The 21,954-nt window shown below is 43.1% G+C and carries 19 protein-coding genes; 13 read left to right on the top strand and 6 right to left on the bottom strand.

All coding sequences use genetic code 11. From position 1 onward, the window contains the following. Positions 1-44 precede the first annotated feature (44 nt). From OCU87_RS17750 to OCU87_RS17765, 4 genes are all read left to right on the top strand, one after another. Positions 45-374 (top strand): hypothetical protein, encoded by a 330-nt coding sequence (locus OCU87_RS17750; protein WP_062691434.1) that lies wholly within the window; start codon positions 45-47, stop codon positions 372-374. Positions 375-839: 465 nt separating this feature from the next. Next, on the top strand, positions 840-1,559 hold the full coding sequence (locus tag OCU87_RS17755) for a hypothetical protein (RefSeq protein ID WP_062691433.1): 720 nt from the start codon (positions 840-842) through the stop codon (positions 1,557-1,559). 125 nt (positions 1,560-1,684) lie between these two features. Next, the gene (locus OCU87_RS17760; RefSeq protein WP_261858969.1) at positions 1,685-2,881 is read left to right on the top strand and encodes a cystathionine beta-lyase; all 1,197 of its coding nucleotides are present in this window, start codon (positions 1,685-1,687) and stop codon (positions 2,879-2,881) included. 184 nt (positions 2,882-3,065) lie between these two features. After that, positions 3,066-3,410 carry a hypothetical protein gene (locus OCU87_RS17765; protein WP_062691430.1) on the top strand — a complete coding sequence of 115 codons (345 nt, stop codon included), beginning with the start codon at positions 3,066-3,068 and terminating at the stop codon, positions 3,408-3,410. A gap of 129 nt (positions 3,411-3,539) precedes the next feature. On the opposite strand, the gene OCU87_RS17770 is transcribed toward OCU87_RS17765, so the two are convergent. Then, positions 3,540-3,824 (bottom strand): hypothetical protein, encoded by a 285-nt coding sequence (locus tag OCU87_RS17770; protein WP_062691428.1) that lies wholly within the window; start codon positions 3,822-3,824, stop codon positions 3,540-3,542. Between the two features lie 302 nt (positions 3,825-4,126). Between OCU87_RS17770 and OCU87_RS17775 the strand changes: the two genes are divergently transcribed. From OCU87_RS17775 to OCU87_RS17790, 4 genes are all read left to right on the top strand, one after another. Continuing rightward, on the top strand, positions 4,127-4,744 hold the full coding sequence (locus OCU87_RS17775; protein ID WP_083540994.1) for a DNA-3-methyladenine glycosylase I: 618 nt from the start codon (positions 4,127-4,129) through the stop codon (positions 4,742-4,744). Between the two features lie 17 nt (positions 4,745-4,761). Then, positions 4,762-5,685, top strand: coding sequence for a cation diffusion facilitator family transporter (locus OCU87_RS17780; RefSeq protein ID WP_062691426.1), 924 nt, complete (start codon positions 4,762-4,764; stop codon positions 5,683-5,685). A 214-nt stretch (positions 5,686-5,899) separates the two neighbouring features. Next, positions 5,900-6,289: a hypothetical protein gene (locus tag OCU87_RS17785; protein ID WP_062691424.1), complete on the top strand. Its 390-nt coding sequence runs from the start codon at positions 5,900-5,902 to the stop codon at positions 6,287-6,289. Positions 6,290-6,467: 178 nt separating this feature from the next. Continuing rightward, positions 6,468-6,821: a DMT family transporter gene (locus OCU87_RS17790; RefSeq protein ID WP_261858970.1), complete on the top strand. Its 354-nt coding sequence runs from the start codon at positions 6,468-6,470 to the stop codon at positions 6,819-6,821. Between the two features lie 861 nt (positions 6,822-7,682). On the opposite strand, the gene OCU87_RS17795 is transcribed toward OCU87_RS17790, so the two are convergent. The 3 genes from OCU87_RS17795 to dmeF all read right to left on the bottom strand — a co-directional run bounded on the left by OCU87_RS17795 (position 7,683) and on the right by dmeF (position 10,702). Continuing rightward, positions 7,683-8,840, bottom strand: coding sequence for an MFS transporter (locus OCU87_RS17795; RefSeq protein ID WP_094958763.1), 1,158 nt, complete (start codon positions 8,838-8,840; stop codon positions 7,683-7,685). A gap of 459 nt (positions 8,841-9,299) precedes the next feature. Next, positions 9,300-9,716, bottom strand: coding sequence for a MarR family winged helix-turn-helix transcriptional regulator (locus tag OCU87_RS17800; RefSeq protein WP_062691422.1), 417 nt, complete (start codon positions 9,714-9,716; stop codon positions 9,300-9,302). A gap of 2 nt (positions 9,717-9,718) precedes the next feature. Then, positions 9,719-10,702 (bottom strand): CDF family Co(II)/Ni(II) efflux transporter DmeF, encoded by a 984-nt coding sequence (gene dmeF, locus OCU87_RS17805; RefSeq protein ID WP_261858971.1) that lies wholly within the window; start codon positions 10,700-10,702, stop codon positions 9,719-9,721. A 258-nt stretch (positions 10,703-10,960) separates the two neighbouring features. On the opposite strand from dmeF, the gene OCU87_RS17810 reads away from it, so the two are divergent. The 4 genes from OCU87_RS17810 (at position 10,961) to OCU87_RS17825 (ending at position 17,735) form a co-directional block, all read left to right on the top strand. Continuing rightward, entirely contained in the window at positions 10,961-11,434 is a 474-nt protein-coding gene (locus tag OCU87_RS17810; RefSeq protein ID WP_261858972.1) for a hypothetical protein, read from the top strand. A gap of 261 nt (positions 11,435-11,695) precedes the next feature. Beyond that, a complete protein-coding gene (locus OCU87_RS17815) occupies positions 11,696-12,970 on the top strand; it encodes a TolC family protein (RefSeq protein WP_261858973.1) in 1,275 nt (424 codons plus the stop codon). Between the two features lie 8 nt (positions 12,971-12,978). After that, entirely contained in the window at positions 12,979-14,613 is a 1,635-nt protein-coding gene (locus OCU87_RS17820) for an efflux RND transporter periplasmic adaptor subunit (RefSeq protein WP_261858974.1), read from the top strand. Next, positions 14,610-17,735 carry an efflux RND transporter permease subunit gene (locus OCU87_RS17825; protein WP_261858975.1) on the top strand — a complete coding sequence of 1,042 codons (3,126 nt, stop codon included), beginning with the start codon at positions 14,610-14,612 and terminating at the stop codon, positions 17,733-17,735. The genes OCU87_RS17820 and OCU87_RS17825 overlap by 4 nt, the downstream gene beginning before the upstream one ends. A 155-nt stretch (positions 17,736-17,890) precedes the next feature. On the opposite strand, the gene OCU87_RS17830 is transcribed toward OCU87_RS17825, so the two are convergent. Beyond that, positions 17,891-19,294, bottom strand: coding sequence for a serine hydrolase domain-containing protein (locus OCU87_RS17830; RefSeq protein WP_261858976.1), 1,404 nt, complete (start codon positions 19,292-19,294; stop codon positions 17,891-17,893). Positions 19,295-19,625: 331 nt separating this feature from the next. Between OCU87_RS17830 and OCU87_RS17835 the strand changes: the two genes are divergently transcribed. Next, positions 19,626-20,567: a precorrin-2 dehydrogenase/sirohydrochlorin ferrochelatase family protein gene (locus OCU87_RS17835; protein ID WP_261858977.1), complete on the top strand. Its 942-nt coding sequence runs from the start codon at positions 19,626-19,628 to the stop codon at positions 20,565-20,567. Between the two features lie 110 nt (positions 20,568-20,677). Here the strand turns inward: OCU87_RS17835 and ylqF are convergent, their stop codons facing one another. After that, entirely contained in the window at positions 20,678-21,622 is a 945-nt protein-coding gene (gene ylqF, locus OCU87_RS17840; protein ID WP_062691406.1) for a ribosome biogenesis GTPase YlqF, read from the bottom strand. Positions 21,623-21,954: the final 332 nt, after the last annotated feature.

A 21,954-nucleotide genomic window follows, 5' to 3' on the forward strand; every position in this document is an offset into this window, starting at 1 on the left:
TAGGCACACGGCCAGCCATCCTAAAACAATAAGCAAAAATGATAATGACCAATAGAAGTACTGAACAAAAATGTGATGCACCAATGCCAGAGCAACTACCTTTGGCGACGTCAATAATCGAACAGATTAAAAGTCTTGAATCGCTGAATCGTGTGACCGTTTATACACCAGACGATAAAAGTAAGATTGTTATTAGTAGCAACGAAGCCAAAACACAAAGCCTAACCCTTTATTGGAATGTGGATGGTTATATGGCTGATTGTACGGCCAACCTGGGTTTTTCGGGGGTGTCGATTCGCAGTGCTGGCTGCGCTGGTATCTTCGCTTTTGCTTATGATGTTTGCCATGGGTTTCAAGCGAAATGGTTTAAGTAACCTTATTTAGCTAGTCGCACCGTTTTGTTTAACTTGGCAGTTAGTGTAGACACGCGGCTAGCTATCTTTGCCTAAAATAGTGAGAGTGAATCATGGAATGTAAATATTGCGGAGCAATCCGTTTTGCTCGGGTTAATAACAAGCTTGCAGATGAACAACGAAAGGGGGCGACTATCTATCACTACCGATGCGCTCAATGCGGTAGAGATAGACTCATTAAACGATTTTCTGATTTACTCGATTGAAGGCTGCCCTCTAATGTTATTGATAATTAGTACAACAAATTTGCAATAAGATTCGCAAATTAAGACGAATAAAAAAAGATTGTGCATCCTGCATCATAAATGCCCGTAAAAGAAGCGTTGATAGTCATAAAAAGTAGGCATCACAATTGCTTTACCTTAGTGATACACCTCAAAGGTGTTTATAGCTCAGCAGTTAACACTCATGGTAGAGGACGGCACTATGTATCAATCAGACATGAAGTTGAACCACCAAATTACTCAACATGTAGAAATGCAGATGCAGCGATTAAAGTCGTCCGCTGCCAGTGCTGATGAGAGGATGCTCTTGCCTCATCAGCAAGGACAAGAAGTCATGCGTGATATTTTGCAACAATACCTAGCGGGTTTGAAAGCAATAAGCTGCTTGCTTGATCATGGCTACGTGGCACAAACGCGAGGTATTTTTCAAACACTTGGCGATGATTATGAAGATATTATTTTTTTAAGCTTGCCGAGCTTAGATGGCGAGTTAACAAGTCTACATAAAGCGTATCTGAAAGGGGTGAGTAGTGCCCATTGTGAGGCGTGCTATAGCCCTATCACGCGGTGTGAAATTCGCTCGACGATTAAGCAAGCGAAAACCATTAATCATAATGTCTTTCAGATATACCCGAAAAAGCAGGCGCTTCAGGTATTGCGTCCGCAGGGGGATAAGCCTTGTTCAACAACACTCGCTATTTCACTACATCGCCATTATGCCCACAAAGCGTTACTGCTCACTATGCTAACAGCCAAAGTCAGCGGTGAAGATGACGTAATGCGTGCTTGCTTAAATTACCGTGCACATTTGGAAATAAGTGATGAGCTGGTATGGCAACGTGACATTGAAGAGCATCAAGAAGTACCAGCATCAATGCATAGTTCTGTGAACGATCGGGAAGAATATGCCGCGGCATTATAAGTCTACAAGCCGAAAGTGCTAGTCACAATATCTCCTTTCATATTCTTTTAGGTGTGGTAACGTTGAGCTTAATCGTTAAGTTTGATTTTATTGTGCCTTTGCATGAATAGGGAAGTGAATTATCCATGGAAAAGAAAGCGTTAGATACAAGCATTGTGACAGCCGGTCGCTCCAAAAAGTGGACTCAAAAACTCGTCAATCCACCCGTTAGTCGAGCATCTACTATTGTGTTCGACAGCGTTGCTGATATGAAAGCATCCGCGTCTAAACGTATGGATAAAGCCTTATTTTATGGCCGCCGCGGTACGAATACCCATTTTGCTTTTCAAGATGCCATGGTGGAATTGGAAGGTGGTGTAGGTTGCGCTTTGTACCCTTGCGGTACAGCTGCGATAAGTAATGCCATTCTCTCTTTCGTAAAGACAGGCGATCATATTTTGATGGTAGATGGCGCATATGAGCCGACACGCGATTTCTGTGACAAGATTTTAGTGAATATGGGCGTTGAAACGACCTATTATGATCCCATGATTGGCGAAGGTATTCGTGATTTAATTAAACCGAATACCAGTGTTCTTTTCCTTGAATCACCATGCTCTATTACCATGGAAGTGCAAGATGTACCGACATTAGCTCGCATTGCGCATGAGCAAGACATTGTAGTGATGCTAGATAACACTTGGGCTTCGCCAATTAACTTCCAGCCATTCGACCACGGTGTTGATATTTCGATCCAAGCGGCAACGAAGTATATTGTTGGACACTCAGATGTAATGCTAGGGACGGCGACGGCGAATGCCCGCTGCTGGGATCAACTACGCGAAAACAGTTACCTGATGGGGCAATGCACATCACCAGACGATGTTTACTTAGCCATGCGTGGTTTGCGCACCTTGGGTGTACGCTTAAAGCAGCACGAAAAAAACGCGCTACGTATTGCGCATTGGCTGGCTGAGCGTAACGAGGTGGATCATGTTCGTCATCCTGCTCTGCCTTCTTGTGATGGACATGAGTTTTTCAAGCGTGACTTCAAAGGCTCAAATGGCTTATTTTCTTTGGTGTTGAACCGTGGGAATACCGAAGCGCTGACAGCCTTGCTTGATGGGATGGAACATTTCAGCATGGGTTATTCATGGGGAGGCTTTGAAAGCCTGATTTTAGCCAATGAAAACATCAATAGTTTACGCACTGCGACAAAAAAAGATTTTGCCGGTCCTATGCTTCGCCTGCATATCGGGTTAGAAGACCCTGAGGATTTGATCCGCGATCTAGAACGAGGCTTTGAACGTTTTAATGCTGTTCTTAACCGTGATCAGATGTAAACGCATGCATGATTGCCATCGCTGAGCTAACGTTATTCTATAAAACCACCTTTGGGTGGTTTTTTGTTTGTCAGCGTATAGGTATAGAGTCGCAAAAAGTAATGGGGAAGATGTGGGTTAAACGCAGTAGAAATTCAGTATTGGTATAAGCTTAATGAACGTATGGGAATGATAAGGACTTGGTATGCACCAATCGAAGTTTATGTGGTTCGCGTCTGGGATGATGGTTATATTGCTCGTCGGTTGTACCAATAGCAGCGTTAATAATATTGATACGGGGTTGGATAATTACCAGTTTTTACCCGATGAGTATGATGTTGAAACTGAATATAACAGTATTTATTTTTATGGTTTTAATCAGGGATGTCGTTCGAAAACGTATGATTCTGAAAGCGGGCGACTACCTGTTGAAATAGATAGTACTTTAGCGAAAAGAAGCCAGAAATATAATGATGGAATTGAAGCCGGAAGAAAAGCCTGTGAAGATGGCTCTCCAAGAACGGTTTCATATTATACGACAAATAAATAGCGAAACGATTGCGTAGCTCAAAGTGGTGGTTAACTATATGAGTGATATTAAGAAGGGAGTAGTATTAATTACTCCCTTTTTCAATGCGATTTATAATAACGTTACATTATTTAATCAACTGTCTATTTTTCAAGCAGCTTCTGCGTCGGAATATGACGTTATTTTACCGTTTATAAATTGCACGGGTATTACCATCGATATTTCAGGTAACAGTAAGTGGGCATCAAGCTCGCTAGCTTCAATTGGCTGAACAACAATATGCAGATGGTGCTCTAAAATGCTTCGAAGCTTACTAACGCTGATAATGCCGCCTCCTTCGATTTCAGTGTATCTATCGTTTTCAGAGTAGATCCAACATGCAACAGAACGATATTGCTTCTCAATTTGATCAATGAAGGCGGTAATGTTTTTCATAAAAATCCTTTTTCTTACATCAATAATATTAGTATTGATTCCTAGACATTATGGAACGACTTGCAAATTAAGCAAATGAAAATGTGGTTTATTATGCAATATGTGAAGGCTATAGGGTTTTTGCGCAAGACGATAAGAGCTATTATTTACTTATTTATATAATAACAATGTAAATAATTACTTTTTAAGGTTTAGCTATAGGCTTGGTATATTTATCCAGTCAAAAAAATGTCGGTGATAAATGATTCAACTCTATTTTAAAATTATATTATTTGAAGATATTGAAATCGGAGGGCTATATAGTGGAAAGTAATCGTTGTGGGTGGACACAGCACCATCCATTAGAACAAAGTTACCATGATATCGAATGGGGAATGCCCGTTATAGATGATATTCAGTTGTTTGAATATATCACTCTGGAAGGTGCTCAAGCCGGGTTAAGTTGGTTAACGGTATTGAAAAAGCGAGAGGGTTATAAGACGGCTTTTTTAAACTATGACTTGGTTCGTTTAGCTGAGCTTAACGAGAGGCATGTCGATGCGATTATTGCACAATATGACGTGATTAAACATCGCGGGAAGATTGCCTCTGTGTTTACTAATGCAGCAGCAGCAATAGCCCTGCAAAAAGAATATGGCTCGCTGTCAAAAGCGCTTTGGCAATTCACCGACGGTTCTCCCATTAATAATCAATGGGCTTCTATGGCTGAGGTACCGACATCGACTGAAGCATCCAAAGCCATGAGTAAATTTTTGAAGAAAAAAGGCTTTAAATTTGTGGGAGAAACAATTTGTTATGCCTTTATGCAGGCAACAGGGATGGTGAATGATCATGCTGTAAATTGTGACTGCTATCAGAAAGTGATAGCAAAACAGAAGCTAGTCTTTAGCTCGGCTCCTCGCTATCATACGAGCAATTGATGTAATTGAGAGTCCTCATGTCAGAGCAGCCAGTAAAGATAATTCAAAAAGCCACTTGGGTGGGTTCGATTGCTAACGTCGCGTTAGCCATTATTAAAATAACGGTGGGTAAGATTACCGGTAGCCAAGCACTTATCGCAGATGGTGTTCATAGTTTTTCGGATCTTGTCACTGATACCGCTATTTTGATTGGTTCTCGCTATTGGACAGCTCCAGCAGATAAAGAGCATCCTTATGGTCATGGCCGATTTGAAACCTTAACCAATATTTTTATCGGAGTGATCCTTGTTTTAGTGGGTCTAGGTATTGGCTGGGACTCCATCAGCAGTATTGGTCATGAACCGACAACGACACCTGGCATGCTTGCATTCGGAGCTGCTGTCGCTTCTATATTGGTTAAAGAGGTACTTTACCGATGGACGATTATTCAAGCGAAAAAAATTAATAGCCGCGCATTACATGCGAATGCATGGCATCACCGCTCAGATGCACTCAGTTCGTTGCCCGTAGCCATTGCCGTTATTGCAAATTATGTCTTACCTGATTTGTATTATCTTGATCAAATTGCAGCCTTACTTGTCACAGCGATGATACTAAAAGCGGCATTTGAGATTTTATGGCCTGCTATCTGGGAGTTAACAGAAGCGGAAGCCGATAGCGAGCTTGAACAGAAAATCCAAAGTTATGCTGCTGATGATAAAGACATTGGTGAAGTACATGCGATTCGCAGTCGCCGTACGGGAAGTAATATTTTACTGGACTTTCACTTATTGGTTGATCCAAACATGTCGGTAGATAGGGCGCATACCATTGCCGAAAATTTCAAAAATCATATATTAGAAGAAATCGATGAAGTGGTGGACGTTATTATTCACATTGAGCCCTATAACTGCGCTGAACGTGTCCACAATCCTTGCTGTGGCGATGGTGAATGCAAGTGATTATGCAAGATTGCTTAGTAAGCTGAGATAGAAGCTGACTGAGGTATAAAACATTTAAAGTGCTTAAAAAGAACGTCAACTTAGGTTGGCGTTTTTTGTTTGTCTCATCGATAAGATAGTGCGTTTATTTGGTGTTTAGCTAAGATTTATTAGAGGTGTCCGATTGCAAACTCAAATTTGGTCGGAGAAGGAGAGGGCAACAGGGAGGCTAGCTATGCCACTAATAAGAATTAAGTCTTTACCTTTTACGCAACAAGAAGTGCCGATACCACAGGTATTGAATAGCCTCTCTAGGGCTATTTCAGTGGAGACTGAGATTGAATCTCACCATATCATGCTGACATGGGAATACATCCCTGCGGGACATTATGTGCACTCTGGTAAAGCAGTACATCATCAACCTATTAACACACACCCAATATTAGTTGATCTGATTGCACCAAATTTTAATACAGAGCAGCAAATTGCTTCAATGTTAGAGCTTATTGCTAATACATTGGCAGAGCAGGTCCCTATTGCTAAAAATAATATCTTTATTAATTTCACACCAGCCTACAGTGATGGAGTCTATGACAGCGGGCAGGTGGTTGAGTGGGATGAGTGAATGAGCGATAGATTGGCGGGGCGAATGCAACTGTGCGTGAGCTATTGTTCACTTTGATGCTACTTCACCATAAAAAATACTTAATGTGAGTTAAAGGACATTTAATGAAAAGTGTTATTTATTTTTCGCATTAATCACGTAGCATTGTTGGTTCGTCATTAAACTATAATTGCAGAGTATGCTCCCTTTTTTAACCTCTTTATCACCAATGATACCTCTCTCGATTGCTATTATGTGCGAAGTTGTCGCAACGAGTTTTTTACCCAAGACGGAGCAGTTTACTAAGCCAGAATTGACGCTTCTAGTTTTGATCTGCTACGGGATTGCTTTTTTTATGCTTTCAATTACTGTGCGTACTATGCCTGTTGGTGTTGCGTATGCCATTTGGTGTGGCGCGGGTATTGTGCTAGTCGCGATGTTGGGTTGGGTGTTTTCAGGCCAGTATTTAGACAAATATGCCTTATTAGGGATGAGCCTTATTATGGCGGGTACTATTATTATTAATGTGTTCTCTAAGTCAGTTACGCATTAGTCATTTGTATTTCGAATTCCTTTATATTTACGGTATTAAAAAAGAAAGCCCACAGGCTAATGCTCATTAATCTGTGGGTTTTCTTTACTGATTTATCATGGCCCTATGAAGTCGATTTTGGCTGGATTTATCAGTTTTAATGTATTTTCATGCTGTTGCTGAGTTACTACGTGGCATATTTGTATTGTGACTCATATTTTTGTCTTTCTATGCAAGCACTTCGATTGGGTTAATGGCCCGTCATCTTGTAAGAGATCTCTTACAAAGTAGTGGGGTTATATCTGAATGTATTGCATGTTATTTCTCAATAAAAACATTAATCCCATATAAAACAATGAGTTGAATGTTTAATGTTAAAATAAGTTAATGGTAAAATAAAAAGTGTGATCAGGGAGTGTTGTTTCAAATCGCAGATCGAGTAATCTTTATCTCGTCGGAAGGAACTGACGGAACAGGAACAAGCCAAGGATTTGGTAGCCTCAGGAAGAGGGCGATAGATTAGGATGATTTATCGAACAAGGACTGTGAAGGGACAATTGGAAGGAACCGATATAGTAAATAGGATATTTACTAGTCAGGAAGACAAATGGAACACTTCAGGATGAAGTAGGGACACCTCCAGGACGGAGAAGAGAGTCGAAACAGGAAGAATCGACGGGTCAAGGATTGATCAGTAGGACATCTCTAGGATAGAGACATAAAGGACTTAGCTGAAGGATTCAGCATAATCATGGAATGATGCAGGGAGCACCATAGTAGCCGGATTGCTGCAAGTAAGACCTAAGGGCGCGACGAAAGTCGCGCCCGTTCTTTTTTAGGTGCTATTTACTTGTAGCTCACTTCACAATGCCCAATCAATGCTTAGCTTGCCAATACTTCTGGCTTACGTTTCGCACTCGCAATAAGCATGTAAATCGCCGTAGCCAGTAAAATCACGAAGAAGAAAGCGGTTAATCCATCTTCTGTTTTCATGAACTTGTCAGCCACGATTGGACCCAACGCAGAACCTAAGCTGTAGCTAAATAGCATGACTTGCGTTGCTGCTACAATGAAGGTGCTATCCAGTTCATCACACGCCAACGTGATAGCTATAGGGTAAAGGGCAAAAGCCGACATACCCAGTAAAGCTAACATCATCATCATCATTGCAAAGCTGGTTTCAAAGTGAATGATGCCCATCGCAAAAACACCCACTAAACATGCTAGAGCCATCAGTAGTGATTTGCTCATGCGAATTGAAAGCCAGCTAATAATTGGCTGGATAAACATACCGCCTAGAATGATGGCTGCCATCAGTACACTGATTTGCTCGTTAGCTACGCCTTCTTGTTGCAAGGACAGTGGCATAAGGCCGTAAATCGATCCCATTAAAATACCAGACACTAGGCAGCCTATAAGTGCAGGCTTACGCAGTTGCATTATTTGCTGCAACGATAAGCTTTGTGGGTGCTCTATGCTTGGTTGACCTTGTCTGCACAGTAATGGTGGCAGCATTGCCATGCACAATAGTGCAAAAATCATGATAAAAGGTTCGAAGCCTTGAGTGCCAATAACAGAAATTCCAAACTGCCCCAACGTTGTGCCGCCATATAATGACGTCATGTAAAAGCCTAGGCGTTTAGCGCGCTCTTTCTTGTCGCCAATCAGCAACCAAGACTCAACAACAACGAAAACACCAGCAACTGCAACGCCAGCAATAAAACGAGCCAGAAGCCACACTTGCTGTGATGGTACGAGCGGCATCATGATCACTGTTGCTGCTAACAAGCTTAAAAAAGCAATGAAAGAAACACGGTGCCCTAAACGAACAACGATTGGCTCAACAATAATGGAACCAAGGAGTAAGCCACAGTAATAACTACTTGCTAACCAACTCACTAGGTCCTGACTCATCTTAAATTCATTTGTAATTAACGGAATAAGACTCATCAAGTAGCCAGAAGCGATAGCAAAAATAGTTAAGCCCGCGACAGGCACAAAGGTGCTGCTACGACGAGCTAGAGTAGTAGTAGTTGTCACTACTGTGATCTCCAGAAAAAGTGTAAGTAATAAAACAGCTAAGGAAGGGCTGTTTGGTTCTATATGTGTATAGATATTTGCAAGGAGAGTTGTCGCGTACAACGGCAGAGAGGCTGTTGAGGTCGCTGGAATTTCGAGCAAATAATCTCAGATGGCGGGACTATATCTGAAAAAACTAAAACGTAAAATGAGAAAAAATAATCCGAATAAGCAGGAAAATTAATGGTGTTAATAAGAGATTTTGAATGTTTAGAGTAGTATGTTGTTTGGAGTGGCTCCAGTGGGATTGTTTTATTTAACCTATTGATTTAATGGCATTGAAAATCAAGTGTTGTGGTTTTTAATCTGGATTAATGCGAGAAATGTTTCGTGTATTAATGTTTTTATTTCGCTAAAAATGAGCCCATGCTTCTAGTCTGCTATTTTTAACACTAAAAATTTATGGGCTTGAAGGTGAATTTAAAATTCTTGGTTCATTACTTGTAGGCATTTAAGCAAGTGGAGGCGGTCGGTATCACTGAGTTTTGCAGTGATGTCTTGCGTTAGATTCAAGTGGAGTTGATCGTGCTCTTGGTACAAGCTTTCACCGGATGTTGTTAGTTCTACTAATATTGAACGTCTATCAGACTCATGAGGACGTCGGCAGATTAAACCTGCATTGACCATTTTATCGACTTGGACTGTGAGTGTGCCTGTCGTCACACCAATCTTATCCGCGAGTTCTTTCATTCGCATTGCGCCATGTGCGCCGAGTATTTCAACAATATGTACTTGTGGTAAGGAAAAGCCCTTACCACGAACAACAGATTGTTCCCACGACGATAGTTTCTCGTAAAATTCAATAATGGTGTGGTTTAATTGCTCGATATCTTTCATTTTTATTCCGAGGCCATCTCATTACGATGGCATTGCTGAACTTCAATCGTTAAGTGGTTGAGTTTATCGAAATTTCGGAGTAATTGCTTGTAGTGTGTTACTTCTGCTGGGGTTGATGTGACAACTGAAATAGCGGCAGCGTAATGATCGGCACTGATCTTCCAAATATGAATATCACTGACTTGGCTGTCTTTGTCCTGCTCTAGTGTCTCAACAATTTGTTGGCGATACTGACTCTCGATGCTTGCGTCTAGCAGGATTGGGCTAGTTTGCTGCATGAGCCCGTATGCCCAGCGTGTGATGATAACTGCCCCTACAATCCCCATCGCGGCATCCATCCAATTAAATCCAAAATATTTTCCGCAGAATAACGCCATAATCGCCAGTAATGAGGTGAGTGCATCTGCCATTACATGGAAGTAAGCCGCTCTTAAATTGTGATCATCATGATGAGAGTGTCCATTGTGATGGTCATGTTTATTCGCATCATGCTGGTTATGGTTATGGTTATGGTGTTCGTGGTGATGATCATCTTTTAATAAGAACACACTGACTACATTAACAATAAGGCCGATAACCGCGACAAAAATGGCTTCATTAAATTGGATTTGCTGCGGTGAAAATAAACGGTGCACCGATTCAATCAGCATGATCAAAGCCACAAGCCCTAAAGCTATCGCACTGGTAAATCCGCCCAGCACACTGACTTTACCCGCCCCAAAGGCGAACTTATCGGTATTGGCATATTTACGGGCATAGCGATAGGCAAAAAGGGTGATCATAAAAGCGGCAGCGTGTGTACCCATATGCCAGCCATCGGCAAGCAACGCCATGGAACCGTAAATGGTGCCTGCAATAATTTCAGCCAGCATAGTGACTATGGTCAGTAATAAAACATAGTAGGTACGACGCTCACCTTTATGGTTGTGGCTGACAAAATCGTGGCTATGTTGCCAAGGCGCAAGTGAATGTGGCTGGTGCTGCATAGTGAACCCTTATGTTGTTTGCTTTACAACTTGCTTGCTTATCAAGTAATTTGATTGATAAGTATCTTGATGGTCAAACTATAGTTACAGCATTTAGTTTGATTATCAAGGTAAATACCAGTAAATGAGTGGTGATGACAGTGAGTTCGTTTTGAAAAGATAGTTGATAAATCGCATTTCTCACCGAGAGAGACTTGACCTTCCTCTAGGGGGAAGGTTTAGACTTTTATGGTTTCCTATTGTTATTTATGAAGTTTGATGCCGATATTACTGCGTTTGTTTTCTTTGCCTGCGACAACATTGGTTGTGATCATAAGTTTGATCATGCAACCTGTGCTTGCACAGCAACAAATGTCGAATATGGCAGGAAATCATCAACATAGTATTGCAGTGCTTGATGCTGAATTGACTTCAATAGCAAAAAGCGAACACTTACCAGAGTGCATGCAGCCTGAATCTCACTTGCACCATGAAAGCCAAACCTCTTCACCTTCTTTATGTATGACGACAAGCCATTCTTCTGGAGCAAGTCAACAGGCTGATGTTTCGTGTTGCAGTTCAATGGATATGCTGGATAGTTGCTGCAATATCACACACTGCCAAAGCCATCCTTTTATCACCGCATCACTTCCTGCGATTTCACATGCGCAAACGTCGCGTGCACCTATTATTCATACCTTGAGTTCTCCGATTCAATCTACCGACAACCTCTTTCGCCCTCCGATTGTATAGCCCATACCTCGCACTCTGCGCGTGATGCTTTAATTCCTTAATTTCGATGAAAGCCAATGTAAATAGCTTCTATTGAGTAATTAGATCAGAACTTCAGAGTGATTGGTTGCAATAGCACTGTGTTCTCCGTTGTGAGGCGTGCGATTGTTAACCCATCTATTTGCTTTTAAAGGGTAAAACTGTCGATTTTCAATTGATAGTACTTATTCGTATCTCACTAAAAGCAGCTTAAAAATACTCTCCTTATTAAAGGATGTGATTATGCACAAACGTGTATTTGTAGGTGTTATCGGCATCTCGTTATTACAGGTAATCGCCTTTCCTGTCATGGCCAATAGCGATTTACCTCAGTTGATAACATGGGCCGTAGAACATGATGTGGCAAAACAACAAATTGAATCGCAAGCAAATGCGATGACAGATGCTGGTGTTGCCAGCAGTCAATGGATGGACCCTAAATTAAAACTGGGTGTTGGCGGGTTACCTGTCGATTCATTTGCATTGGATAAAGATCCGATGACAAACATTTCGGTTGGCCTTATGCAGCAATTTGGCCGCGGTGATACGTTAACGCTAAAACAACAGCAAACCAGTGAGCAAGCTGAAAGTATTCGGAAAAAATTGGGCGTACGCGCATTGGATGTACGTTTTGCGATGACCAATTTATGGGTTGAGGGCGTTTATCAGCACCGTGCTCGTCAATTGTTACAGCAAAATAAAACGCTGTTTAAAGAGTTAGAGCAGTACCTAAGCATGAATTACGGGGTAGGCGTTAACCAAGCACAAGATGTGATTCAAGCTCAGCTACAAATTGCACGTGTAGACGACAAATTGGATGCTAACGCGCAAGTGCAACAACGAATAAAGGCGCAATTTGGTGAATGGTTAGGGAAGCAAGCGCAGTCAGTTGCTCCCTCGCAATACCCAGAGTGGTCAGCACTTCAGGCGTATCTCGACACACAAGCTTCGCATCAAAATGATTACTCAGCATTGGCGCAGCACCCTGCTGTGAAAGTGATCGATGAGCTAATAAAAAGCAATGAAACCAGCATTGATATTGCCAACGAAGCGTACCAACCACAGTTTGGTGTCGAGGTGATGTACGGTAATCGGCAAGCCACAGGGATGAACGGGCAACCTGCTTCAGATTTGTTGAGTGTGTTTTTAACCATGGATATTCCACTATTTACGGAAAACCGCCAAGACAAACAGGTTTCTTCTGCGCAACACCAACTTGGTGCTACTAAGGCGCAACGCGATTTACTCCTTCAGCAAATGAATGCGCAAGTGGCAGCGGTACGTCACGACCGTATTAATCTCCAGCAGCGTCTTAATCGTTATCAAAATGGATTATTGCGCTATGCCCAAGAGAAAACCCAAGCCATCGAACGTGGTTATCAAAACAATACCAGTCAATTAGATGAGTACATTCGAGCGGCAAGTGACGCCTTGAATATTGAATTAGAGCAAGCTCGACTACAGGCAGATCTTTCGTTGGCGAACGCCAAGCTTTCCTACTTATTAAATAAATTCTGAGAGGCAACATGAAAAAAACATTAACAGTTGCAGTGTTGTCACTGGCAGTGGGAAGTGCAGTCGGTTATTACGTTAGCCACAGTGGTGTCTTTGGCTTTAGTGCGCAGGCGAGTGATGGACAAAATACAAATACGATGGCAACGGATTCTACTGCTAATGAACCTCTGTATTGGGTTGCGCCAATGGACCCGAAATATAAGCGTGATAAACCTGGCAAATCCCCGATGGGGATGGATTTGATCCCAGTATATGCAGATGAAAGCCAAACAGAAAAGCTGGCAGGGACTGTCGAAATATCGCCTTCAATTGAAAATAACTTAGGGGTAAAAACTACACAGGTAGCACGCCAGCAGTTGATCCCACGTATTGATACTGTGGGTTATGTTGCTTTTGATGAAAGCCAAATGTGGCAGATCAATAGCCGCGTGAGTGGCTGGGTTCAAACATTAAAAGTCGCAGCCATCGGCGATAGAGTTGAAAAAGGACAAGTGCTGTTTGAGTTGTATTCACCAGAGTTAGTGAAAGCACAAGAAGAGCTATTAAACGCAAAAAGGCTCGGGCGAGCAGCGTTAGTACAAGGGGCGAAAGAACGTTTATTTGTATTAGGTGTTGATAGCGAACAAATCCAACGTGTATTAAGACGCGGTAAAGCTATGAAGCAAATCGAAGTTAAGGCGCCAGCTGATGGGGTTGTTGCGAGCTTGAATATTCGGCAAGGGGCTTATCTTTCTCCGCAACAAACCGTGATTAGCGGTGGTGATTTAACCAGTATTTGGGTCGATGCTGAAGTGTTTGAGCGCCAAGCACACTGGATTAAATCAGGTGCGCAGGCCGAGATGAGTGTTGATGCATTACCGAGTCAAAATTGGCAAGGCGTGGTTGATTATATCTACCCAGTGTTAGATGAAAAAACACGGACAGTAAAAGTACGTTTGAAATTTCCGAATCCAAATGGCGATTTGAAGCCGAATATGTTTGCCAATATTACGCTTAAGCCGCAAAGCGAAGGAGCGGTTCTGACGGTGCCAGATAATGCCATTATTCGCACAGGCAACATGGCACGTGTTGTGTTGGCGTTAGGGGATGGGCAATACCGCTCGACTCGGATTGAGATTGGACGTCAGGCGGGTGGTGTGACAGAAGTCTTGCAGGGGCTTAATGTGAGTGACCGGGTTGTCACATCGGCACAATTCTTATTGGATTCAGAATCAAGTCAATCAGCGGATCTTTCTCGTATTTCTACGACTAAGGCGGCTATTTCGATGGCTGATAATCACGCATCGACAGAAGGTGATTCGACCCAAACGGCAATGACAGCGGCTTGGACGCAACCTGCGATTACAGCACAAGGTGTCATTAAATCCATGATGCGCGATCATAAGATGTTAACCGTTGATCATGCGCCTATTTCTGAGTGGGATTGGCCAGCAATGGTCATGAATTTCACAGTAAAAGATAACAGCGATCTTTCGATACTGGCAGATGGTGATGCGATTGAATTTTTGATCGAGAAAAATGCACAAGGTCAGTATGTGTTAAGTGATGTCAGAAAAGTCAATGCGGCCCAGTCAGAGGTTGGCCACGCATTGATGAACCATTCGGCAATGGATCATGGTGATATGGAACAAGGTGGTGACCAATGATCCCTTCTATTATTCGTTGGTCGATTGCGAATCGATTTCTGGTCTTGGTAGCAACCGTCTTTCTGGTTGCAGCGGGTCTTTTTAGCGTAAAACAAACCCCTATTGATGCCATTCCTGATTTGTCTGATGTGCAGGTGATCATTAAAACCAGCTATCCTGGTCAGGCACCTCAGGTGGTCGAAGATCAGGTGACCTATCCATTAACCACAGCGATGCTCGCAGTGCCGGGCGCAGAGACTGTTCGTGGCTACTCTTTCTTCGGTGACTCTTATGTTTATATCATTTTCAATGATGATACCGACATGTATTGGGCGCGTTCGCGTGTTTTAGAGTACTTAAGTCAGGTCGCACCTAAATTGCCAGCTAACGCTAAACCGACCTTAGGGCCAGATGCTACCGGTGTTGGCTGGGTTTTCAGTTACGTGTTAACTGATAAATCCGGTCAGCATAATTTAAGTGAGTTGCGAAGCCTGCAAGATTGGTTCTTGAAGTACGAGTTACAAACTGTCGATGGCGTGTCTGAAATCGCGACAGTGGGCGGTATGGTGAAGCAGTACCAAGTGCAGATCGATCCCGCTAAATTACGAGCTTACGATTTGACTTTGCAGCAGGTTAACAAAGCGATCCAGTCTGGAAATCAAGAAGCGGGTGCATCGGTCGTTGAAGTGGCTGAAGCAGAACATATGGTACGCGCGACGGGGTATATTTCAGATGTTGATGATTTAAAAAATATCCCACTGAAAGTAACTGATCGTGGTACGCCTTTAATGCTTGGCGAGGTGGCTGATATTCAAGTTGGTCCTCAGATGCGTCGTGGTATTTCAGAGCTTAACGGTGAAGGCGAAGCCGTTGGTGGTATTGTCGTGATGCGTTTTGGCGAAAATGCCCGAGAAGTGATCGCGAATGTCAAAGCCAAGTTGGCAGATTTACAGCGTAGTTTACCTGAAGGGGTTGAGATTGTTCCGACCTATGATCGCTCTGAGCTCATAGAAAGCGCAGTAGATAACCTCTATGAAAAGCTGCTGGAAGAATTCATCGTTGTTGCTCTAGTGTGTGCGCTGTTTTTGTTCCATATCCGCTCATCTTTGGTTGTTGCTATCAGCTTACCAATTGGCATCCTTACTGCGTTTATCATCATGCATTGGCAGGGTATAAATGCCAATATCATGTCCTTAGGTGGTATTGCGATAGCCATTGGCGCCATGGTAGATGGTGCCATTGTTATGATCGAAAATGTCCATAAGCATATTGAGCGAACGCCATTAACTGATAAAAATCGCTGGCAAGTGATAAGTAAAGCGGCAGAAGAAGTCGGCACACCGCTGTTCTTTTCATTAATTATCATAACGTTAAGTTTTGTGCCTGTTTTTGCCTTGGAAGGGCAAGAAGGAAAAATGTTTGCTCCTTTAGCCTTTACCAAAACATTTGCGATGGCGGCATCGGCGGGTTTGGCGATCACTTTAGTGCCCGTATTAATGGGGTATTTCATTCGTGGAAAGGTACTGCCTGAGCATAAGAACCCCGTTAACCGTGCGGTCGTTGCTTTGTATCGCCCATTACTGAATCTTGGTTTACGTTTCCCTAAAACAGTCATAGTGGTGGCTTTAGCCTTAATGGTGTCGGCGTATTACCCAATAAGCAAAATGGGTAGTGAGTTTATTCCACCGCTAGATGAAGGCGATCTCATGTATATGCCAACCACGTATCCGGGGATATCGATTGGTAAGGCGCGTGAGTTGCTGCAACAAACAGATCGACTGATCAAAACCGTGCCTGAAGTCAAAACAGTATGGGGAAAAATAGGGCGGGCTGAAACCGCGACTGATCCCGCGCCTTTGACGATGATCGAAACGATCATTCAGTTTAAACCGCGCAGCGAATGGCGTGACGGCGTAACCTCGGAGAGTTTGCGTAGTGAATTGGACAGCTTAATTCAGTTCCCTGGGGTTACTAACGCTTGGGTAATGCCGATCAAAACGCGTATTGATATGTTGGCGACAGGGATAAAAACACCAATAGGCATTAAAATCGCGGGCCCTGATCTTAAAACGATCGAGAAGATAGGCACACAACTGGAAGATGCCTTACGTGATCTTGAAGGAACGGCTTCTGTTTATGCCGAGCGTGTTGCTGGTGGGCGTTATATCACGATGGATATTAAACGCAGAGCTGCAGCACGGTATGGATTAAGTATTCAAGACATCCAGCAAGTGATCAGCACGGCGGTAGGAGGAATGAATGTAGGTGAGACAATTGAAGGGTTAGAGCGTTACCCGATTAATGTACGTTACCCACAGCATTACCGTGATTCATTGGTGAAGCTACAGAATCTGCCACTCGTGACGGCGAGTGGTGCACGTATCGCATTGGCTGATGTTGCAGATATTCGTTTTGAAGATGGGCCGCCGATGATCAAAACGGAAAATGCACGTCCGAATGGTTGGGTCTTTATTGATATTGAAGGGCGTGATTTAGGATCGTACGTTGAAGCTGCTCAGCAAAAAGTCGCTGAAACTGTCGTTTTACCTGCTGGTTATTCGCTGGCTTGGTCTGGACAGTACGAATATATGGAGCGAGCGAAAGCACGCTTGAGTGTGGTAGTGCCAGCGACGATCGCAATCATCATGCTGTTGCTTTACTTGAGTTTCCGTCGTGTTGGTGAAGTCTTGATTATTATGGCGACCTTACCTTTGGCAATGGTCGGGGGCGTATGGCTAATGCATGCGTTGGGGTATAACTTCTCGATCGCGGTGGGGGTAGGCTTTATCGCCTTAGCGGGTGTTGCGGTTGAAATTGGGGTTATTATGCTGGTTTATCTTAACCAAGCATGGCAATCCAAGGAAGAGGCTGCGCGTAGTAGTCATTCTGTACTTTCTCAAAGTGATTTATTCACGGCGATTCAAGAAGGTGCAGGGCTTCGAGTTCGTCCTGTCATGATGACGGTAGCAACTGTGATTATCGGCTTGATCCCAATAATGCTTGGTGATGGGACAGGTTCGAGTGTGATGCAGCGTATTGCCGCCCCAATGATTGGTGGTATGGCATCGGCGTTGATATTAACGCTTGTCGTCTTACCCGCTGCGTTTAAATTGTGGAAAACCCACAGCCACAAACTGTCTTAATCAGTCGCTGTACAACTAAAGAAAGGGCTATCACTCGATAGCCCTTTTTGTATCTGTTGGAGCTCATTTCGCTTATTGAATATCTATTAGCGGAATGAGACATAGCGGAATGAGACATAGCGGCTTGAGTGAGCCATGTACCTTAGTAAAAATGGTTACTCGACCCGAACAAAGCGAGAAAGGTAACGGCCATCCCGCGAGAAGAACACGATCTCTTGACTGGTGTTATTGGTGTTGCGACTAACGCGTATTTTATTATCGATACCTGCGGCATACAGGCTATTACTGTTTTTTACGACTAAAGGAATATTGGCTTGATTCACCTTGGCGGTTAGTGCACCTTCTTCGTAAACAATTTGCAGTGGTACCCCTAAGTTATCTTGGTAATTACCAACAATATCGCGGTTACTTTGCCAATTTACAGTTTGGTTTTTCGGTGCAGTGACCAAATGTAACGCGGGCTTTCCTTGGCTTATTTGTAATAAATCAGCGGTTAATAAGGAGAGGTTAGTGTTTTGGTAGTTACTAAGTGCAATCATCATGGCTTTGGTGTCAGGTTGATAAGTCATCAGCGTTTTAAACCCATCAATGTTGCCTTGTTGGCTGTAATAGGTTTGAGTGTTATGTTGGCTTCTTACCATGCCTATTTGTTCGTTATACATTTTTTGTAATGACATTTCAGAAACCACGCTGCCATTATGTAAAGCCTGATTCCAGAGGTATAAATCACGGGCGGTAGTAATCAGTCCCCCTGCTGACCATGCACAATCTGTTGGTGTGATATGGGCATTAATCAGCCCTGAAATTTCATATGATTTGGCGAGCTGAAAAGAAAGTGTCAGCTTCATGCTACTGTCTTTCATGCCAATCGGCCGTAAAAATTCTTGGTCGATATAGCTGTTGTAATCAACCCCCGACACTTGTTCGATAATACTACCAAGTAACACATAGTGTGCGTGGCTGAAGTTGTATTGCAGTGCGGGCGGATATTGGCGGCTGTCTTTGATGATTTGATTTACTAGGCTCTTGCTACGACAAGATTGAGGGCTATCACGCCAAGATATATCACGGTTTATGCCCGCAGTGTGATCAAGTAAGTCATTAATGGTGATTTTGTTGCTAAGCGCGAGTTTAGGAAAATAACGATCAACGGGAGCATCAAGTTGTAGTTTGTTTTGTTCTGATAATCGAAGAATTGCAGCGGCCGTTAGTTGCTTGGTTAAGGACCCCACTTTAAATAGGTTACTTGGGTTGATTGGCCGCTTACTTTGCACATCGGCGAGACCTAGTGATTGCTCGAATATGACGTTATTATCTTTAGCGATAAGAAGGTTGCCACTAAATTGGCCATGTTGATTTTGATGCACTAAATAACGGCTGAGCGCTTCTTTATCTAACGCGAATGTATTCGTGTTAGAGAAAGAATGAGACGTTGTTTGCCCCATCGTTTCCGTAGGGACTTGCGCCAGTGGTTGTTCTTGGCTAGCAGCGAAAGCGATGTTTGAAAAAGTAAGCTGACAAGCGAAAAGAGCTGCGATTGGTCGGTACTGTAAGTGCATGTTTTCCTCTGATTTAGCGGCGGCACAAGCTAAATATATCACCGTAAGTCAGGCTGGATAGCTCATGAAACTGATACGCTAGGTGTATGCAAATGCTTTGGGAGTGAGTCTGGATTTGCGTGAGAAATGAGAATGAATAGTTACATCTTTATTTCGAGCAGCTTCCAAAATATGAATTATTCATCTAGATGAGAAAGTTTAGCCAAAAGCCTGAGCGACGGCAGTATGACGCTAGCTAATCATTACGTGCTGTGCTTAACTGCATAGTGTGCTTTGGGTTTGTTAACGCATTGAAAGCATTGTATTGACGCATATTTATCAAAGAGGGCCTATGCAGTATTTTCCTATTTTTGTCGATCTGGTCAATAAACCTGTATTAGTGATAGGTGGTGGGGAAGTCGCCAGCCGTAAAGTCGCCATGCTCTGTGAAGCGCAAGCTGATGTGCTGGTGGTATCGCCAACGTTAAGCGATGAGCTGTCGGTAAGATTTGCCTCAGGAGACATTCGCTACCGTCAAGCTGAGTACCAAACGCAAGATATTGATGGTGTATGGCAAGTATGGGCAACAACCAATAATAGCGAACTAAATCTACGTATTCACCAAGATGCGACAGCGGCCAAGGTGCTGTGTAATGTTGTTGATAGCCCTGACCATTGTGATTTTATCACCCCCTCTATTATCGACCGTGGTTTGCTGCAAGTCGCAATTTCTAGTGGTGGTGCCGCACCAGTATTAGTACGTTTTTTACGTGAACTGCTTGAAACACAGCTAGCAGCCAATCTACCGCTTATTGCCCAGTTTTCTCAGCAATCACGCCCTTATATTAAGCAATATTTTAACACCGTCGATGAACGTCGCTATTTCTGGGAGCGATTCTTTCGCCATCCTCTGGTGTCGAATGCTCAATCCTTACTTCAACTACAAACCGTGTTTGAAGAGCTACTTAATACCGAGAACAATTTCATAGTGCCGCCCGTTGTGGTGTTCTATCCGCAAGACCCAGAACTACTGACGTTAAAAGCATTAAGGCTAATGCAGCAAGCGGAGCGTGTGATTTCGACGAAGCATTGTCCTAAGGTGATCAGTGATCTCTGCCGTCGAGATGCCAATCGTTCACCCATCGAGAATTCTGACGAATGGCTATCTGTTGTTGAGCAATTCCCAACAGATCGTATCGTGATTCTGGCAGCTTATGATGAGCCGTGTAATTTGTCTGTACTGCCTGCCAAGACACAAGTACTGCGTTGCAATGGGGAAGCCTTTACACTGTAAACTCAGTGCAGATGAAACATGGCAGAAATCATCAGCGTTTAAATATAGAAAAACCCCGCATTGTGGTATACAAGGCGGGGTTTTTATCAAAGAGAAGAGCGTATTACGTATTAACGCTTGTTGCGCAGGTAACGTTTACGGCGTTCTTCTTTCTTCTTAATTTGTTGTTCTTTCTTTAGCTCAGTTTGGATAGCAACGTTCACTAGCTCTTCAGTGATCATTTCTGGGCGTTCCATTGTGATCTGGCCTAAGGTGCCGTTGCGAAGTTCATTGATAAGAATTTCAGAGGCTTTGTGTAAATCAATGCGGCCACCAGCACGAAGGCAACCACGTTTACGACCAATCTCTTCCATTAACTCGATATCTGTTTCTGGCATATCTTCATCAAGGTCGTAACGTGCAATTAGGCGATCGGCATAAGCCTCTTTAAGGTATTCAACCGTAAAGAAAGCCACGTCCATATAATCCATCGCTGTATCTTTAACTGCACCTGTTGCCGCTAAACGAAAGCCACTGTGCGGGTTTTCAACTTTTGGCCATAAAATCCCAGGGGTATCAGAAAGGATAATACCGTTCTGTAGATTAATACGTTGTTGTTGGCGAGTGACCGCGGGTTGGTTACCTGTAATAGCAACAGCACGGCCTGCTAATGTGTTGATGATGGTAGATTTACCAACATTCGGAATACCCATTATCATGGTACGAATGTTTTTACCCATCTCTTCACGGTGTGGTGCCAGTTTGCGGCAAAGCTCTGTGATTTTTTGTACTTCAGAGATGTTTTCAGTCGTGATCGCAATCGCCTTAACACCTTGCTCTTTCTCTAGGTGAGCAATCCAAAGTTCCGTCATTTCAGGATCGGCTAAATCACGCTTATTAAGAACCTTAACAACAGGTTTTTCGCCACGAAAAGAAGAGATGAGCGGGTTTTCACTACTGAATGGGATACGCGCATCCAGTACTTCAATAATTACATCAACTTTTGGGATCGCTTCTTCAATTTCTTTGCGAGCCTTGTGCATGTGACCCGGAAACCACTGGATACTGTTAGACATTTGAAAACCTTAGCATAATTTATTTATTCATTTTAAGTTACGGGGTACAACATGGGGTACATAAAATTTACCGCGCATAAAAAGGGCTGGCGTTTGCTTACTTTACAAGCAACCCCGTAACTGGAATTTTTCTATTGTGATGATCTTAACACTTTATTCTAGGCGCTGAAATTAATAGTAGGGGAGACTTCAACGAAAGTGATGAGTCTCTTCGTCATCACGGTGTAAGTTCATGCGATGGATGTGAGTACTGGCTATACCAAATGTGGCAGAGGGAAGTCCTAAGTTTTTGCTAAAGCTCATACAAAAGGACATTAATGACAAGCTGTACT

The sequence above is a fragment of the Photobacterium sanguinicancri genome, from assembly GCF_024346675.1.
Classification (GTDB): domain Bacteria; phylum Pseudomonadota; class Gammaproteobacteria; order Enterobacterales; family Vibrionaceae; genus Photobacterium; species Photobacterium sanguinicancri.

Coding starts and splice junctions, on each gene's coding strand:
- OCU87_RS17760 (WP_261858969.1), top strand. CDS start 1,685: ATGGAAAAGAAAGCGTTAGATACAAGCATTGTGACAGCCGGTCGCTCC.
- dmeF (WP_261858971.1), bottom strand. CDS start 10,702: ATGCAGCACCAGCCACATTCACTTGCGCCTTGGCAACATAGCCACGAT.
- OCU87_RS17810 (WP_261858972.1), top strand. CDS start 10,961: ATGCCGATATTACTGCGTTTGTTTTCTTTGCCTGCGACAACATTGGTT.
- OCU87_RS17800 (WP_062691422.1), bottom strand. CDS start 9,716: ATGAAAGATATCGAGCAATTAAACCACACCATTATTGAATTTTACGAG.
- OCU87_RS17815 (WP_261858973.1), top strand. CDS start 11,696: ATGCACAAACGTGTATTTGTAGGTGTTATCGGCATCTCGTTATTACAG.
- OCU87_RS17770 (WP_062691428.1), bottom strand. CDS start 3,824: ATGAAAAACATTACCGCCTTCATTGATCAAATTGAGAAGCAATATCGT.
- ylqF (WP_062691406.1), bottom strand. CDS start 21,622: ATGTCTAACAGTATCCAGTGGTTTCCGGGTCACATGCACAAGGCTCGC.
- OCU87_RS17835 (WP_261858977.1), top strand. CDS start 19,626: ATGCAGTATTTTCCTATTTTTGTCGATCTGGTCAATAAACCTGTATTA.
- OCU87_RS17785 (WP_062691424.1), top strand. CDS start 5,900: ATGCCACTAATAAGAATTAAGTCTTTACCTTTTACGCAACAAGAAGTG.
- OCU87_RS17765 (WP_062691430.1), top strand. CDS start 3,066: ATGCACCAATCGAAGTTTATGTGGTTCGCGTCTGGGATGATGGTTATA.
- OCU87_RS17830 (WP_261858976.1), bottom strand. CDS start 19,294: ATGCACTTACAGTACCGACCAATCGCAGCTCTTTTCGCTTGTCAGCTT.
- OCU87_RS17780 (WP_062691426.1), top strand. CDS start 4,762: ATGTCAGAGCAGCCAGTAAAGATAATTCAAAAAGCCACTTGGGTGGGT.
- OCU87_RS17820 (WP_261858974.1), top strand. CDS start 12,979: ATGAAAAAAACATTAACAGTTGCAGTGTTGTCACTGGCAGTGGGAAGT.
- OCU87_RS17825 (WP_261858975.1), top strand. CDS start 14,610: ATGATCCCTTCTATTATTCGTTGGTCGATTGCGAATCGATTTCTGGTC.
- OCU87_RS17755 (WP_062691433.1), top strand. CDS start 840: ATGTATCAATCAGACATGAAGTTGAACCACCAAATTACTCAACATGTA.
- OCU87_RS17790 (WP_261858970.1), top strand. CDS start 6,468: ATGCTCCCTTTTTTAACCTCTTTATCACCAATGATACCTCTCTCGATT.
- OCU87_RS17750 (WP_062691434.1), top strand. CDS start 45: ATGACCAATAGAAGTACTGAACAAAAATGTGATGCACCAATGCCAGAG.